The organism is Jatrophihabitans endophyticus (assembly GCF_900129455.1).
Taxonomy (GTDB): domain Bacteria; phylum Actinomycetota; class Actinomycetes; order Mycobacteriales; family Jatrophihabitantaceae; genus Jatrophihabitans; species Jatrophihabitans endophyticus.
Map to the genome: position 1 here is coordinate 230,107 of NZ_FQVU01000006.1, position 15,743 is coordinate 245,849.

Here is a 15,743-nt window from a genome sequence, read left to right on the forward strand (position 1 = left end):
TCAGGCCTCCGGTGCCGTGGCCGCCACGTACATCCAGTGGCCGTGTGCGTCACGGCGGAACGTGCTCCTTTCGTGCAGCGCGTCGGGCTCGCCGTCCTGGCGGAAGTGCGCCCGGAACTCGACCGTGCCGGTCGCGTCGCCGGGCCCGCCCGCCTCGACGGCGAGCACCCGCAGCCGGGTCCACCGGACGCCTGCCGGCAACGACAGCTCGCGCGGGCGGGTGGACGCGTCCCACGTCCGCAGCAGGTAGGCGGTGTCGCCGCGGGCGAACGCGCTGTAGCGCGACCGCATGAGCGCCTCGGCCGTCGCCGCCGGTCGCTCGCCCGCGTGGGCCGGGCGGCAGCAGACGGCGTAGGACCCGCCCGAGCCGCAGAGGCAGACGTCGCCTCCGCGCGTCCCGCTCACCGTGCTCACTGGGGCAGCGCGAACGGCCCGCCGGGCGCGGGCGGGGGACCGGCCGGCCCCGCCGGTGCCGGCCGGGCAGCGGGCCGGCCCGCGGTGGATGGCGTGGCCCGGCGCCGTCGCTCGGCCAGCACGGTGCCCAGCAGCTCCGCGGTCGGCGCGCCGGGCGGCGGCGGGGGCGAGGTGACCGCGAGCACCCGGCGCAGCAGGTCGTCGCCGAGCGTCATCCGCGCCGGCGAGCTCATGGCGTGGGCGCGGCTGACGAACTGTCGCAGCCGCAGCGCGAGGCCGTCGTCGAGCCGGGTGAGGTCGAGCGCCAGGGCCCAGGGCTGCAGCGGGTACGGGACCCATGCGTAGGGCACCGCGAGCGGCTGCGGCGCCGCCCGTTCGTCCAGCACCACCGTGCCCGCCATGAGGTCGCCGATGCGCTTCTCGCGCGGGCTCACCGCGAGCGTGACGAGGCCCGCGACGGTGCCGAACGGGAACAGCAACCCCGGCTTCTCCAGCACGAGCGAGGCGAGACCGCGGACCAGGGCGTGCCGGAAGCCGATCGGGCCGCCGTCGTCGCGGACCACGCGCAACCCGAGGCAGAGCTTGCCGACGGTGCGTCCCCGCGTGCTCCACTCGAGCACGATCGGGTAGCCGGCGATCACGAGGACGCTCTCGACCACGGCCACCGCGGCGAGCGCGGCGGTGTCGGCGGATCCCGCGACCGCGGCGTCGACGAGCAGCAGGACGAGTGACGCGACGGCCTGGATCGCCACGTCGATCGCCGCCGCCAGAGTGCGCGAGGCGACGCCCGCAGGCACCAGGGCGAGCCGAACCCCCTCGCCGGAGATCACGCCCGCCGTCATGCCAGCACCCTAGACTTCGGAACCACCGTGGACCTCGACGCCTTCATCGCGCGGCACACCCCGGAGTGGGACCGCCTCGACGTGCTCGCCGGCATGCGCCGGTGCAGCGCGGCCGAGGCCGACGAGCTCGTCGCGCTGTACCGGCAGGTCGCCACGCACCTCGCGCTCGTGCAGTCGCGGGCGCCGGACCCGGCGCTCGCCGCCCGGCTGTCCCGGCTGCTGTCGCGTGCCCGCGCCGCCGCCGTCGGTGCACCGCGGGTGCGCGGCTGGTCGGCCGTGGCCCGCGGGGTGCGCGTCGACTTCCCGGTGGCGCTCTACCGCACGTGGCGCTGGAGTGTCGGGGCCGCCCTCGGCAGCATCGGCGTCACAGCGGCGATGTGGTGGTGGCTGCGCGCGCACCCCGACCGCATCGGCCGGGTGCTGCCCGACGACGAGGTCCGCCAGCTCGTCCAGCGCGACTTCGCCGACTACTACCGCGAGCACCCGGCGCGCTCGTTCGCCGCGCAGGTGTGGACGAACAACGCGCTCGTCGCGGCGCTGTGTCTGTTCCTCGGGGTGAGCGTGCTCGGCACGCTGGTCGTGCTGTGGCAGAACACGGTCAACCTGGGCGTCGTCGGCGGCGTGATGATCGCCGCGGGCAAGCCCGACGTCTTCTTCGGCCTGATCCTGCCCCACGGCATGGTGGAGCTGAGCGCGGTGTTCGTCGCGGCCGGGGTCGGGCTGCGGACGGGCTGGGCGTGGATCGCGCCCGGCGAGCTGCCCCGCGCGCAGGCCCTCGCCGAGGCGGGCCGGGTGAGCGCCGTCGTCGCGGTCGGCCTGGCCGGCGTGCTGCTCGTGTCGGGCGTGATCGAGGCCTTCGTGACGCCGTCGGGTCTGCCGACCTGGGGCCGCATCGCGATCGGGGCGCTCGCCGAGGCCGTCTTCCTCGGCTACGTGATCGTGCTGGGCCGGCGTGCCGAGCGAACCGGCGCGACCGGCGACGTCGCGGACGCGGGCGACGTGCTGCCGGTCGGCTGAGGCCCCGGCGCGCCGAGCCGGACGCGCACCGCCAGCGCCGCGCACACGACGACGCCCGCCCCGCCGAGGAGGGTGGTGCCGGTCAGCGGCTCGCCGAGCAGCAGCGCGGCCCAGCACAGCGTGAGCACCGGCTGCACCAGCTGCACCTGGCTCACCTGCGCCATGGGGCCGAGGGCCAGCCCGCGGTACCAGGCGAAGAAGCCGAGGAACATGCTGACCGCGCCGAGGTAGGCCAGGGCGGCCCACTGCGCGCCGCCGGCGCTCGGGTGGTCCCGGACGACCGAGAGCGTCGCCAGGGTCGTCATCAGCGGCGCGCTCAGCACCAGCGCCCACGACACCGTCTGCCACGCGCCGAGCTCGCGCGCCAGCAGGCCACCCTCGGCGTACCCGATCGCGGCGGCGACGACGGCGCCGAAGAGCAGCAGGTCGGCCGTGCTGACCTGGGTCAGGCCGCCGGACCGCGCCGCGGCGAAGGCGACGGCGGCGGCGGCCCCGGCCGCCGCGACGAGCCAGAACAGCGGCGGCGGTCGCTCGCCCGTGCGCAGGACGACGGTCGTCGCCGTCGCCGCCGGCAGCAGCGCGATGACGACCGCCCCGTGGCTCGCCGGCACGGTGGTCAGCGCGTAGGAGGTGAGCAGCGGGAAGCCGACGACGATGCCGCCGGCGACGACGCCGAGCCGGCGCCACTGCCGCGCGTCCGGCCGGCGCTGCCGGGTCGCGGCGAGGGCGACGGCGGCGAGGAGCGCGGCGACGACGGCGCGGGCCGAGCCGATGAACAGCGGCGACAGCGCCCGGTCGGCGACCCGGGTGAACGGGACCGTGAAGGAGAAGGCCAGGACACCGAGCAGGCCCCACCCGAGTGCGGCGCTGCGCCGGGGTAGCGGCGTGCGGCCTGGGGCGATAGCGCTATCGTTGTGCGTCATGGACAACGATAGCAGTGCAGTGATCGTGCGCGAGCTCCGCGCGGCCGTCGCCGTCGCGGCCCCCGGCGCGCGGCTGCCGTCCACGCGTGCCCTGGTGCAGCGCCACCGCGTCAGCCCGCTCACGGTGCAGCAGGCGCTGCGCGTGCTCGCCGGTGAAGGGCTCATCGAGAGCCGCCCGGGCGCCGGCACGTTCGTCCGCGCCCGGCGCCCGGCGAAGGCCGCCGACTTCGGCTGGCAGACGGCGGCGCTGCGAGCGCCGCAGGTGCGGGCCCGGCCGATGTCGACGGCCGTTCGCAGCGCCGGGGACGACGTGGTCGCCTGGCACTCGGGCTACCCGGCCCGCGAGCTGCTGCCCGAGCGGTTGGTGCGCGCCGCGCTCACCCGGGCGACCCGGGCCGACCCCGGCCTGCTGCGACCGCCGGTGGCGGGCCTGCCCGAGCTGCAGGCCTGGTTCGCCCGCGAGCTGGCCGACGCCACCCCGGCCGGCCTCACGCCGCCGCTGCCCGGGGACGTCATCGTGCTGCCGGGCAGCCAGAGCGGGCTCAGCTCGATCTTCCGCGCGCTCGTCTCGCGCGACCGGCCGCTCGTCGTGGAGTCACCGACCTACTGGGGCGCGATGCGCGCGGCGGCACAGGTCGGGGTCGATCTCGTGCCGGTGCCCAGCGGCCCCGCCGGGCCCGACCCCGACGAGCTCGCGCGCGCGTTCGCCGAGAGCGGCGCGCGGGTGTTCTATGCCCAGCCCAACTTCGCCAACCCGACCGGCGCGCAGTGGGCGCCCGACGTCGCCGACCGGGTGCTCGACGTCGTCCGCGAGCACGGCGCGTTCCTCGTCGAGGACGACTGGGCCCACGACTTCGGCATCGACGCCGCGGCGCGACCGCTCGCCGCCCACGACGACGCCGGGCACGTGGTGTACCTGCGCTCGCTCACCAAGAGCGTCGCCCCGGGCCTGCGGGTGGCGGCCGTGGTGGCGCGTGGCCCGGCGCGCGAGCGCATCCTCGCCGAGCGCGCCGCCGACGCGGTGTACGTCAGCGGCCTGCTGCAGGCCGCCGCGCTCGACGTCGTCACGCAACCCGGCTGGACGACGCACCTGCGCGGGCTGCGCCACCAGCTGCGGGAACGGCGCGACCTGCTGCTGAGCAGTCTGCGCGAGCACGTTCCGCAGGCCGACGTGGAGCACGTGCCCGCCGGCGGCCTCAACCTCTGGGCCCGGCTGCCGGGGGAGACCGACGTCGGCCGGCTGGCCGGCGAGTGCGAGCGGCGCGGGCTGCTGCTCGGGCCGGGCGACGAGTGGTTCCCGGCCGAGCCGAGCGCGCCCTACGTCCGGCTCAACTTCTCCGGCCCGGACCCCGCCGGCTTCCCGCGCGGGGCAGCGATCCTGGCCGACGCGCTGGTCGCTGCCCTCGCCGGCTGACGCGGCTCAGCCGGCGGTCTCGGCGAGCAGCCCGAGCGCGGTGTCGATGGCGTCGGCCAGCGCGGCCTCGCCGCCCCCACGCAGGCCGGCTGCGTAACCGACGAGGAACGTGGAGAGCGGCGCGGCGGGGCGGGCCACGCCGTGTGCCGCGTCGCGGGCGAGGTCGAGCAGTCGCTGGCGGGGGACGGGGGCGTCCCCCAGGTCGAGGGCGGCGGCCAGGGCGACCGTCCAGCGGTCGAGGACATCGGGCTGGTCGGGCATGACGACGGCGTCCGTTCTGTTCGGCGGCCGTCCGCACGACGGGTGGTCCGTGCCGCAATCTGACACTATGCGAGGAGTGAGCGTCTTCGAGAGGACGGTCGGCGAGCTGCCGGCCACGTCGCCGTTGCCCGCGGTCGCCGACGCCGAGTTCGACACCATGGCGAAGCTGACGCGCCGTGTGCTCGATGCACCGATGGCGATGGTCAGCCTGGTCAACCGCGACTGCCAGGTCGTGCCCGGCGCGGCCGGGGTGCCGGCCGACCTCGACCGCGCCCGGACGAACTCGCTCGACTACTCCTTCTGCCAGTACGTGGTGCGCACGGCCGAACCGTTCGTCGTCGAGGACGCGGGCACGCTCGACTTCCTGGCCGAGAACCTGTCGGTCACCGAGCTCGGCATCGCCGCCTACGCGGGCATGCCCCTCGTCGACGCCCGCGGCGACGCGTTCGGTTCGCTGTGCGTGCTCGACCACCGACCGCGGCACTGGAGCGACACCGAGCTCGAGACGCTGGACGACCTCGCCGCGGCGTGCTCGGCACAGTTCCAGCTGCGCGAGGCCAACACCCGGGCGGCCGTCGTCGCCGATCGCGACCGCATCGCGCGCGAGCTGCACAGCGGCGTCGTCACGCAGCTCTTCGAGTTGACCATGGGACTGGGGAGCATGCGCGCGCAGATGCAGGGCCCGGCGCAGCGCGAGCTCGACCGGGCGATCGGCTCGGTCGACGCCGCCATCGCGCGCATCCGCGACCTCGTGTACGACGTCGACCTCTGACCGTCGCATTCCGGCCGGTTTCCCGCTCGACCTCAAGTTCCCGTCGTGGCGTCCGTGTTTAGTGGGTGTTAAGAGAATTCGTTTCTCGTCCCCACCGTCCGGAGTTCCCGATGACCGAGGTGACCCGCCGACCCGCGCTCGGCACCGAGACCGATCCGCGCTCCGGCCGACCCCTGCTCACGCTGCCCGTCGAGCGCCGGCCCGTGGACGCGCGGGACACGGCGTTCCTGCGCGACCTGTTCGCCGACTCGCGCGACGACCTGCTGCTGCTGCCCTCGGACACGCGCGACCTCATCGTCGACATGCAGTTCCGCACCCAGCGCCGGCAGTGGCGGCTGGAGAACCCCGACGCCGCCCACGAGCTGCTGCTGGTGCGCGGGGTGCGCGCCGGTCACGTCCTCGTCGCCGAGGACGCGGGGACGATCGAGCTCGTCGACCTCGTCGTGCGGGTCGGGTTCCGCGGCCTGGGCATCGGCGGGGACGTCGTCGCCGAGCTGGCCGACGACGCCGATCGCAGCCGCCGGGTGATCCGGCTGCGCGTGTGGGCGGGCAACGGCGCCGCCCGCCGCTTCTTCTCCCGCCACGGCTTCGCCCCCGCGGCGGTCGTCGGCGGCTTCCTCGACATGGTGCGCCCGCCGGCGGAGTGAGCCGCGGGCCCGCCTCGTGGCCGGGGTGGGCGACCGCATCCGCTGCGCCTTCGCCCGCTTCGTCGAGCCGCTGTCCGGCGAGTACTGCGTCGTCCCCTCGGTCGAGGCCCTCGCGCGATTCGGCGGGTGCGCCGATCGCGGCGAATGACCTGTTCGTCCGGACGTGGTAGGAACGAGGCACTGAACGTTCCCACAGGAAGGTGTGGACGTGCCCGGTCGCCGCATCAGCTCCGTCCTGGCCCTCGGGGTCCTCGTGCTCGCCGGCGCCACGCCGGCCGCCGCCCACCCGGGGCACCACCCGACGCCGCCCACGACGGCGACCAAGCAGCCCGTCGCCACGGGTTCCGGCGGCGCCGTCGTGTCCGACACGCTCGAGTCGACCCAGGCGGGGCTGGCCGTCCTGCGCCGCGGCGGGACGGCCGCGGACGCCGCGGTCGCGGTGGCGGCCACTCTCGGCGTCACCGACCCGTTCGTCGCGGGCATCGGCGGCGGCGGCTACTTCACCTACTACGACGCCCGAACGCGCCGGGTCTCGACCATCGACGGGCGGGAGACGACGCCGGCCGCCGACACGTCGACCATGTTCGTCGACCCGAGCACCGGTCAGCCCTACAGCTTCGCGACCGCCGTCACCAGCGGCCGGTCGGTGGGCGTCCCGGGCACCCTTGCGACGTGGCAGCGCGCCCTGCAGCGCTTCGGCCGCTTCGGCCTCGCCGACGACCTGCGCCCGGCCATCGACGTCGCCGCGCGGGGCTTCACCGTCGACGCGACGTTCCGCGAGCAGGTCCGCGAGAACGCCGGCCGGTTCGCGCAGTTCGCCCCGACGGCCGAGCTCTTCCTGCCCGGCGGCGGGCTGCCGGCCGTCGGCTCGACGCTGCGCAACCCCGACCTCGCGGCCACGTACCGGCAGCTCGCCCGGCAGGGCACGTCGGCGCTGTACGGCGGCTCGATCGGCCGGGACGTCGTCGCCGCCGTCCAGCACCCGCCGGTGGCGGCCGGATCGACCAGCACGCCCCTCACCGGGCCGATGACGCTGGCCGACCTGCGCGACTACCGTGCGATCGACCGGACGCCGACGCACGTGGGCTACCGCGGTTACGACGTGTACGGCATGGGGCCCTCGTCGAGCGGCGGCATCACGGTCGGCGAGTCGCTGAACATCCTGCAGAACTTCCGGCTCTCGCCCACCGACCGGACGGCTGCGCTGCAGGACTACCTCGAGGCCAGCCGGCTCGCGTTCGCCGACCGCAACCGCTACGTCGGCGACTCCGCCTCCGTGTCGGTGCCGCAACGGGCCCTGCTGTCGCGGTCGTTCGCCCGGCAGCGGGCCTGTCTGATCGACCCGACGAAGGCCGGCGTCAGCCCGGTCGCGCCCGGCGACCCCACCCGGGGCGCGAATGGCTGCACGCCGCGGCGGGCCGACACGTCGCCCGGCAACGACGGCATCTCCACCAACCACCTCGTCGTCTCCGACCGGTGGGGCAACGTCGTCAGCTACACCAACACCATCGAGGAGCTCGGCGGCAGCGGCATCGTCGTTCCCGGCCGCGGCTTCCTGCTCAACAACGAGCTGACCGACTTCAACTTCGCGCCGACGCAGGGCAGTGCGCCCGACCCGAACCTGCCCGCGCCGGGCAAGCGGCCGCGCTCGTCGATGTCGCCGACGATCGTCCTGCAGCACGGCCGGCCGTTCCTCGCCGTCGGCTCGCCGGGTGGCGCGTCGATCATCACCACCGTCCTGCAGATCCTGGTCAACCGCATCGACCTGCGCCTGTCGCTCCCGGACGCCATCGCCGCCCCCCGCGCCTCGCAGCGCAACAGCGCCACCACCCAGGTCGAGCCCGCCTTCCTCGCCGACCCGGCGGTGCCGACGCTCGAGTCGTACGGGCAGAAGTTCGCCGTCACCAGCACCTCGCCGCTCGACCCGAGCATCACCATCGCGCCCACGATCGGCGTCGCGTCCGGTCTCGAGTTCCGCCCGCACGGCCGCGTCATCGCCGCCGGCGAACCCACCCGCCGCGGCGGTTCCGCGGCCGGCGTCGTCGTTCCGTCCCGCCACCGCTGACCGCGGGCTCTCCCGCGCTAGTCGAGCCGGAGGTCGGCCAGCTTCCAGCCGTACCCGCCGGTCGAGCGGACCAGCGTCATGGTGAACGGTCGATCGTCGGAAGCGGTGATCCTGTCGTACCACGTCCCCCGGCACACGGCGGTGTCACCGGCGGTACGGCAATCGTCGTTCGGATCGTCGAGCAGGAAGTCGTCGTCGCGGTAGGTGTGGACGAGCGCGTTCCACTGGACGTCGGTGACGACGTCCGGGTCGCGCAACGTGCTGCGCTTCCTCGCGTCCTGGGCCATGAGGATGTCGTCGACGACCTTGGCCGGCGTGTATCGGTCGACCTCGTCGTCGAGGACGAGCGTGCCGCCGGTGTATCGGACCGTCGCACCGTGATGGACGACGTAGAAGCCGGCGCCCTCGTACGAGTCCCAGGTGATGTCGGCGGAGTGGCCCGCGACGGTGAGCGAGGTGAGGTTGGAGTGCTCCTGGCGGTCGTACTTGCCCAACTCGTAATGGCCGAGCATCGTCCCGCCGGCACCGACGAGCAGGAGCTGCTGGGGCCAGCCGACGCCCCCGGCGTTGCAGCCGTACACGGTCAGGATCTGCTGATAGCCGGCCCCGGCGAAGTCGGCGCGGCCGACCAGCGCACCGGTGACGGCGATGTCGCCGCTGCCGGGGTGGCCCTTGGTCGTATGCCCGGCGACCAGACGCTGTGCCGGCAACCTGCAGTAGGCCGGGACCTGCGCGGTTCGCAGCGTCGAGGCGGTGACCTTCTCGATGGTCGGGAACACGGTGACCGTCCGGGCCGAAGCGGGCAGCGTCTGCTCGGCGGCGAAGTTCATCGTCGAGAAGACCGGCCCCACCAGGGCCAGGTAGACGCTCACCCGTGCGACGAGCCGGCCGGCCAGCCGGCCGGCCTCGCGGTCGCTCAGACCGCGCCTTACCCGCAGGTAGTTACCGAGCGCGCTGGCGGCGCTGGTGTCCAGGCTCGACAGGCAGGTCTGGGCCGCGCGCGCGAACCCGTCGACGCCACGCGCGTCGTGCACGTCGTCGTAGCAGCCGGCGAGTGCGATCGCGCCGGCGGTGTAGCCCTGCTGGGCGTCGGAGATTGCGTCGCCGATCAGCGAACCGACGAGCGAGATCAGGAACCGGTCGACGGTGGGGGGTGCGAAGGTGACCACGGCCGAGCCCACATCGGCGTTACGCACCTGGTCCGCGGAGAAGCCGAGGTCGAGCTCCTTGCCGGCTCCGACGAGTACCTGCCCGGGCGGGGAGAGTCCGTCGAGCGTGCGTGACAGCGCGTCGTCCAGGTGGCCGAGCGCGGCGCGGGCATCGGCGAGCGGGGAGCTGCCCGACGTCGAGTTGTACTGCCAGGAGTGGTCGGCGCCGACCTTCGCGGTGAAGGCGAAGCCGCGATTGACCCGCGCCTTGACCACGAGCAGGTCCGGATTCTTCGGGTCGTGGCCGACGCAGAACAGCAGCGAGTTGTTGCGGGCCGTGTCGATGAACGTCGTCGAGGACACCCACGAGGGCGTCGAGGTGCACGTCGGCGGATCGACCCGGGTGTCGAACACCTTGCCGACCTCGTAGTACGCCCAGTCCGCCGCCTTCGACCCGAAGTGCCGGACGGCAGCGAGCGCGCCGTGCGCCGCGCCTCCCACGGCGCCGGTGACCGATCCGACGACGTCGGTCCAGACCGAGAGGTGGTGCACGACGGCGGTCACGACCCGCCGGTTGCCCGAGAGCGTCGAGGGCACGGCATGCCAGCCGCGCAACGAGGTGTCCCAGTAGACGAACGACGCGGCGAGCCCCGCCGGAACCGCGGTGGCGTAGCGGCGCGTCAGTCGGATCCCGCCCCTAGGTATCGGAGCCGGCGTGCTCAGCTCGACCGGCTGGCCGACGTACAGCGTCCCGGTTCGCCCCGCGCCTGCCTTCAGGCTGGTTCGTTGCGACGCGGTGATGCGCGTCGGCTCGATGGCGACCCGCTGGGTGGAGCCGACGGCGGTAGCGCCGGTGCGCGCCACCGCGGCAGCTGGTGTGGGCGGGGACAGCGAGGTCGTGGACGACGCGTCACCGCCCTTCCCGCCGGTGCATCCGGCGAGCAGCACCGCAACGACCGTCAAGGTCGTTGCTGCTCGTCGCCGCGTCCGCACGTCGTCCGCCCCCCGGCGCATTGCGTGCTCGTCATGGACCGGCCTGAAGAGGCCGGGGCAGCAGACTACGAACGGCGCGACGAGTTCGGCAACACGAAACCACGGTGCTCGCCGGTTGGTTCTCCGAGTCGATATGGCTCCGGCCGTCAGAACGACGCGAGCTACGACCTCGGCTTGTCGGCCGAGGAGATTGCGTCACCCGCATCGTCGACAGGAATCTCGCTCCGGGTCACGACATGACCGAAGGCGATGCAAGGCTACGTCGCACCTGCATCCACTGGCTCAGGGCGACGCCGCAGGGAGCGCACGAGGCGAGGAACCGTCCGGTGCTGCGCCTCCCGTCGTCAACGCGCGCAACGTGTCGAGGACGCCTAGCATCCACGCAATGATCGACTTTACAAACGGATCCATCTTCAAGCTGGGACGGTGCGACCCTGCCGAGATCTTCGATGCGATCGCTCCGTTGCTGGTGCCCGGCGAGCGAGTGCTGGCGAGCTTCAAGACCATCCGTGACTTCGTGGTCTTCACTGACAAGCGCTTGATCGCCGTCAACGTGCAGGGGATGACAGGAAAGAAGCGCGACTTCAGCTCTCTGCCCTACAGCAAGATCCAGGCGTTCTCGGTCGAGACGGCGGGCCACTTCGACCTCGACTCCGAGCTCGAGCTCTGGTTCAGCGGGCTCGGGAAGGTGAAGCTCGATTTCAAGGGCCAGGCCAACATCGTCGAACTGGGGCAGATGATCGCGTCCTACGTGCTGTAGTCAGCGCTGCTGGCCGAGGGGCCGAGGGTTGTCCGTCATCGAGTTCAAGACGTGTGTGACGTCCGGACCGAAACTCATCATCCGCGCGGGTCAGACCACACGCACCATCGACGGCGGCGTGTGGGGCGCGTCGCCGTGGCGGACCAGGTCGGCATAGAAAGCCCGCGTCACCTGGACCTGGACGCCGCGCACCTGCGCGGCTTGGCAGGCGTCCCCGAAGTCCTGCACCCACACGACTGCAGGCTCGCCCGCTCGGCTGGCCAGGATGAGATCGTCGTAGTCGGACTTGTAGCCGTGCAGCATGATCGGTGCGTCCGCCTGCGGACGGGTGACGCCGTCGGATGCGCGCGTGGTGGTGAGGACGACGGCGATCTCGCTGAGGTCGTCGTTCAGCTGGTGATCCCGGCCGGGCAGCAGGTGCAGGCGCGCCTCGGGGACGGCCTGCCAGTAGAGCGCGGCATGGGTCGGCGGCACGGTGTCGTCGTCGAGGCCGTGGAACACGTGCACCGGCACCCCTTGCGGCAACCTCGCTCCCAGATCGAGTGGCAGCGTGAACTCTTCGCCGGGCCAGCCGCCGGCGCCGACGAACGGGGCGGCGATCAGGACGATGGCCCCGATGCGTCGCGCGGGCGCAGCGTCGGCCAGCTGTGCGGCCAGGATCGCCCCGCCGGCCGAGTGACCGACGACGATGACGCCGTCCTCGGCCGCTGCAAGTTCCTCGGCGATCGCCGCACTCCACCGCGCGTAGCTCGGATCAGCTTCGTGCGGCATCCGCGGGTACCGAACCTCGTACCCGTCTCCCAGTTCGCGCGCGAGGCTCGCGACCAGCTTCGCGTCCCACCCGTCGTGCGTTCCCTCGCCTGCGCCCTGGACGAACAGCACCTGCGGAGTCGCTGCCATGCTCGCCTCGATCAGTAGGACTTCAGCTGTACCACCAGCGCCGTGTCGGCGTCGATGTGGTTTCGGAGGTGCGACAGTAGCCTCCACGCATGGTTGCTGACGGTGCCCTACGGCTGCAGGCCGTCCTCGACCCGCGCGGACCGGCCGGCGCGATCGTGCTCACCGACGAGCAGGTCGCCTCCCTCGGCGGCACGAAGACCCCGCCCGTCCGCGTGACCGCCAACGGCGTCACGGTGCCCGCGCGGGTCGGCCGCATGGGCGGCGAGAACCTGCTCGGCTTCAGCAAGAAGTTGTGCGCCGAACTCGGGGTCGAGATCGGCCAGACCCTCGACGTCGTCATCGCCCTGGACGCGCAACCCAGGACCGTGGACATCTCCGCGGCCCTGGCCGCCGCGCTCGCCGCAGATCCCGCGGCTCAGGCCGCCTTCGACGCGTTGGCTCCCTCGCACCGCAAGGGCTTCGCCACCTGGGTCGGCGAGGCCAAACGCGAGCAGACGACGCAGTCGCGGGTCGAGCAGACGCTCCAGCTGCTCCGCGAAGGCCGCACCCGACGCTGACGGAAGGCGGGGGCGGCTGCTCGGTCGGGTGAGCCAGAGCCATCGACAGCGCGCTCGGCGCTTCCTGCGAGTGTGCGGAGCTCGGTAGCCAGTGCTATAGGTCGTGACCTGTTGGCCAGCCGATACTCCGGACCTTGCGGAAGAGTGACGCTCTAGATGGATCACGCTCGGGACGCCTTGCGTCGTCGTCGGACTCGATATCAACCTCGGCGATCGGATTCGCAGCAACTAACAGGTTGTCGTCTACCGTCGACGCCTATTTGCGTCTAGTGAACAGCTAAGGGTCGAGCCGCGGGCTCACTCCGCGAACCCGCGGCGGATTGGCGGACTCGGCGGCGACTCGGTCCGAGAGATAGAGAGCAAAGCGGCCGCCGAGTGGCATATATTCTTGTGCGGCCATATAGACGAGCTCGCGGTTAGCGCATTAAGTAACGCACCGAAGTCGCCCACATGTGGTAAGCGCTTCGGCAAATTCGTTGTCACGCAGAACGATCCCCGGCGGTTTGCTGATGTCGCGGTCGCGCTTGCATGCAAGTAAACAGGGGACAATCAAGGCGGCGTGTTCGTTCGGCAGGCACACGGGCAGTGTGGTTGAGGGCGAGCCTGTCGCGGTGGGCGACGCGACGCGTTTTCCACCATCCCTACGTGCCCAGCGATCGGGACCTGCTCGGGTGTCCTGCGCTCGACACAACCGTCATACGCGAGGGCCGGCCTGACGGCGATATCTGCTGGGAACCCGGGGCAGCGCTCAATCGGGGGCGCGCGGCTCCGCCAACCGCCATGCCCATACCGAAGGGCTGATCGATGCCGTAGCCTCCTAGTGTGGCCGACCTTGACTCAAGCCCCAAGTCCATCCAGTCGCTGTACGCCTGGTACTCGGAAGGGCAACTGTGGGTGAACAGGCGTTATCAGCGGAAATTAGTCTGGACGCTGGAGGAAAAGCAGAAGCTAACAGAGTCGGTTCTGAAGCGGTATCCTATCCCCGCCATCCTACTTGCTGAGCGCGAGCAGGGTGGGTACGAGGTCATCGACGGACTGCAGCGCCTACACACGTTGATGTCGTTTATCGAAACGTCATTCCCGGGCAGCGATGGCCGCTACTTCAACGTTTCGGAATATCCGACGGCGAACACGAGATCGGCGGAGGGTGTGTTCCATGTCGTCGGAACCGATGAGGATCGTCTTTCTCCGCGTGAAGTTGGCACCTATCTTGATTATTCGATGGCCATATCTGTGATGCGAAATGCTACTGACGAGGAGATAGATGAAGTCTTCTCCAGGATCAATACCTATGGTCATCGCCTAAGCGATCAAGAACGTAGGCAGGCGGGCGTCCAAAATCAGTTTTCGCGATTGGTCAGAAGTCTCTCTAGTGATATACGGGGAGACGTATCCGACGACATCCTATCCCTAGTCGACATGCCGCAGGTAAGCATAGATCTGCCTATGACGCGCCATGGCTATTCGGTCGCGGCTGGAGAAGTCTTCTGGGTTAACGAGGGCATCCTCCGGTCGACGGATCTTCGGGACTCTATGGACGAGCAGTGCATTGCGGATGTAGCGGCTTCGGTGATCACTGGAAGTCTCATTGCGCGGTCGAAAGACGCTTTGGACGAGGTTTACCGCGATGGGTCTGAAGCAGGCAGGGCGCTAGAATCGGCTCTAGCGGGGTACGGCAGCGACAAATTCACTGCCGAGTTTAAGTATATTGTCGACCAAGTCCGGCTGATCTGTACCGAGAACGGCGTATCCATTAAACTTCGCAATCTACTCTTCGCTAGATCATCAACTAATCCTTATCCGGCAGTTTTTGCCGTGCTCGCCATCGCTTTGCATGAACTGTTTGTGCAAGACGGCTTGCAAATTGCTAATTTCTCCGCGGTAAGAGAATCCCTACGAAATCTTGACCGGCGAATTGATACGAGTAGAGGCTCGACTTCACCTCAAGAACGCCGGCAGAACATCAACACCATCAAGGGCCTTATTGCCCCTCACCTTGTCGACGCGCAAGCTCGAGAGCTTTACGACCGCCAGTCTACGGTGGATATTGACGACACTATTCGCAGGAGTGAGGTCGAAGCTCCACATTTTGAATTGAAGCAGGGATTGCTTCGGCTCGACGACACTCGCGGCATGGACACCGCAGTATTGCCCGCTATCATCGAAACTATCTGTGCGATTGCTAATAATGGAACTGGTCGTACGGGATGCCTAATATTAGGCGTTGCGGACAAGCCTCAGGATGCCTCGCGGATTGAGCAATTGGACAAAATTACCCCCCGGATGGTCGGCCAGCGGGCCGTGGTCGGGGTTCGTCGCGAGGCGGTCAAACTCGGCGAAACACCTGAGGCATACTTTCAGCGACTTCGCGACGCGATTGGAAATAGTCAATTGAGTGAGCCTCTTCGTTCGGCCGTACTCGCCGGCCTGTCATTTAATGACTATTTTGGTCTGGGCGTGATCCTGATCAACATCCCAGCGCAAGCGGAAGTTTCTAGCATCGGCGAGCGAGTGTACGTTCGAGCTGGCGATCAGACCAAGGAAGTTGCCGGTATCGAGCTTATCAACGTGGCGCGGCGGTTCTGACGCAAACCTAGAGACGCTTTTCGATTCCCCTTGCGCCTAATCGGCGGTGTTGTTCGCGGTTGGCCCTATGCGGGCGCGGCTAGTTGATCTCCGTGGGCGCGCTGGCATGGGGCCAGCGCTCCGGCTGTCAGCCGGGGCGGGTGCGGGGGTTGGTGCGGGGTCGTTGCTTGGGGTCGAGCCAGGGTGGGGGGAGCCAGGCGGGTCGGCCGTCGGTCATGACGGATCGCCAGCCCTGTCGGGTGTGGGTGCGGTGGTGGTGGCCGCAGACGAGGGTGCCGTTGGCGATGGTGGTGGGGCCGCCTCGGGCGTGGTCGGTGATGTGGTGGGCTTGGGTCCAGGCCGGGGGGACGTCGCAGCCGGGGAAGGTGCAGCCGCCGTCGCGGGCGATCATCGCGAGCCGCTGGGTCTCGGTGAACAGCCGGCGGGTGTCGGTGTGAGTCAGGA

Annotated in this window: 16 protein-coding genes; 9 read left to right on the plus strand and 7 right to left on the minus strand. The window is 70.7% G+C overall.

Annotation, left to right across the window (positions count from 1 at the left end):
* Entirely contained in the window at window positions 1-405 is a 405-nt protein-coding gene (locus BUE29_RS23270) for a YchJ family protein (RefSeq protein WP_073392218.1), read from the minus strand.
* 5 nt (window positions 406-410) lie between these two features.
* Entirely contained in the window at window positions 411-1,256 is an 846-nt protein-coding gene (locus BUE29_RS23275; RefSeq protein WP_073392173.1) for an RDD family protein, read from the minus strand.
* Between the two features lie 27 nt (window positions 1,257-1,283).
* Between BUE29_RS23275 and BUE29_RS19810 the strand changes: the two genes are divergently transcribed.
* The gene (locus BUE29_RS19810; protein ID WP_073392174.1) at window positions 1,284-2,273 is read left to right on the plus strand and encodes a stage II sporulation protein M; all 990 of its coding nucleotides are present in this window, start codon (window positions 1,284-1,286) and stop codon (window positions 2,271-2,273) included.
* Here the strand turns inward: BUE29_RS19810 and BUE29_RS19815 are convergent.
* Window positions 2,186-3,196: a DMT family transporter gene (locus BUE29_RS19815; protein WP_084181497.1), complete on the minus strand. Its 1,011-nt coding sequence runs from the start codon at window positions 3,194-3,196 to the stop codon at window positions 2,186-2,188. The genes BUE29_RS19810 and BUE29_RS19815 overlap by 88 nt on opposite strands.
* On the opposite strand from BUE29_RS19815, the gene BUE29_RS19820 reads away from it, so the two are divergent.
* Complete coding sequence (locus BUE29_RS19820; RefSeq protein WP_073392175.1) at window positions 3,195-4,610, plus strand: aminotransferase-like domain-containing protein; 1,416 nt, start codon at window positions 3,195-3,197, stop codon at window positions 4,608-4,610. The two genes, BUE29_RS19815 and BUE29_RS19820, sit on opposite strands and share 2 nt — an antisense overlap.
* A gap of 6 nt (window positions 4,611-4,616) precedes the next feature.
* On the opposite strand, the gene BUE29_RS23280 is transcribed toward BUE29_RS19820, so the two are convergent.
* Entirely contained in the window at window positions 4,617-4,871 is a 255-nt protein-coding gene (locus tag BUE29_RS23280) for a DUF6457 domain-containing protein (RefSeq protein WP_073392176.1), read from the minus strand.
* A gap of 76 nt (window positions 4,872-4,947) precedes the next feature.
* On the opposite strand from BUE29_RS23280, the gene BUE29_RS19830 reads away from it, so the two are divergent.
* The 4 genes from BUE29_RS19830 (at window position 4,948) to ggt (ending at window position 8,355) form a co-directional block, all read left to right on the plus strand.
* Window positions 4,948-5,643, plus strand: a complete 696-nt coding sequence (locus BUE29_RS19830; protein ID WP_073392177.1) for a sensor histidine kinase — start codon at window positions 4,948-4,950, stop codon at window positions 5,641-5,643.
* 110 nt (window positions 5,644-5,753) lie between these two features.
* On the plus strand, window positions 5,754-6,290 hold the full coding sequence (locus BUE29_RS19835; RefSeq protein WP_073392178.1) for a GNAT family N-acetyltransferase: 537 nt from the start codon (window positions 5,754-5,756) through the stop codon (window positions 6,288-6,290).
* Window positions 6,291-6,315: 25 nt separating this feature from the next.
* Complete coding sequence (locus BUE29_RS23460) at window positions 6,316-6,438, plus strand: hypothetical protein (RefSeq protein ID WP_268766592.1); 123 nt, start codon at window positions 6,316-6,318, stop codon at window positions 6,436-6,438.
* A gap of 60 nt (window positions 6,439-6,498) precedes the next feature.
* Window positions 6,499-8,355 carry a gamma-glutamyltransferase gene (ggt, locus tag BUE29_RS19840; protein WP_073392219.1) on the plus strand — a complete coding sequence of 619 codons (1,857 nt, stop codon included), beginning with the start codon at window positions 6,499-6,501 and terminating at the stop codon, window positions 8,353-8,355.
* A 17-nt stretch (window positions 8,356-8,372) separates the two neighbouring features.
* On the opposite strand, the gene BUE29_RS19845 is transcribed toward ggt, so the two are convergent.
* Window positions 8,373-10,466, minus strand: coding sequence for a hypothetical protein (locus tag BUE29_RS19845; protein ID WP_159440912.1), 2,094 nt, complete (start codon window positions 10,464-10,466; stop codon window positions 8,373-8,375).
* 415 nt (window positions 10,467-10,881) lie between these two features.
* On the opposite strand from BUE29_RS19845, the gene BUE29_RS19850 reads away from it, so the two are divergent.
* On the plus strand, window positions 10,882-11,256 hold the full coding sequence (locus BUE29_RS19850; protein ID WP_073392180.1) for a PH domain-containing protein: 375 nt from the start codon (window positions 10,882-10,884) through the stop codon (window positions 11,254-11,256).
* Window positions 11,257-11,346: 90 nt separating this feature from the next.
* On the opposite strand, the gene BUE29_RS19855 is transcribed toward BUE29_RS19850, so the two are convergent.
* On the minus strand, window positions 11,347-12,243 hold the full coding sequence (locus BUE29_RS19855; RefSeq protein WP_200800331.1) for an alpha/beta fold hydrolase: 897 nt from the start codon (window positions 12,241-12,243) through the stop codon (window positions 11,347-11,349).
* Between the two features lie 2 nt (window positions 12,244-12,245).
* Here BUE29_RS19855 and BUE29_RS19860 point away from each other — a divergent pair, with 2 nt between their 5' ends.
* Both BUE29_RS19860 and BUE29_RS19865 read left to right on the plus strand, forming a co-directional pair.
* On the plus strand, window positions 12,246-12,713 hold the full coding sequence (locus tag BUE29_RS19860) for a DUF1905 domain-containing protein (protein ID WP_073392182.1): 468 nt from the start codon (window positions 12,246-12,248) through the stop codon (window positions 12,711-12,713).
* 822 nt (window positions 12,714-13,535) lie between these two features.
* Complete coding sequence (locus tag BUE29_RS19865) at window positions 13,536-15,299, plus strand: GmrSD restriction endonuclease domain-containing protein (RefSeq protein ID WP_073392183.1); 1,764 nt, start codon at window positions 13,536-13,538, stop codon at window positions 15,297-15,299.
* 127 nt (window positions 15,300-15,426) lie between these two features.
* Here the strand turns inward: BUE29_RS19865 and BUE29_RS22235 are convergent.
* Window positions 15,427-15,743 (minus strand): HNH endonuclease signature motif containing protein (locus BUE29_RS22235; RefSeq protein WP_143168277.1); only part of this gene is annotated, 317 nt, incomplete at its 5' end.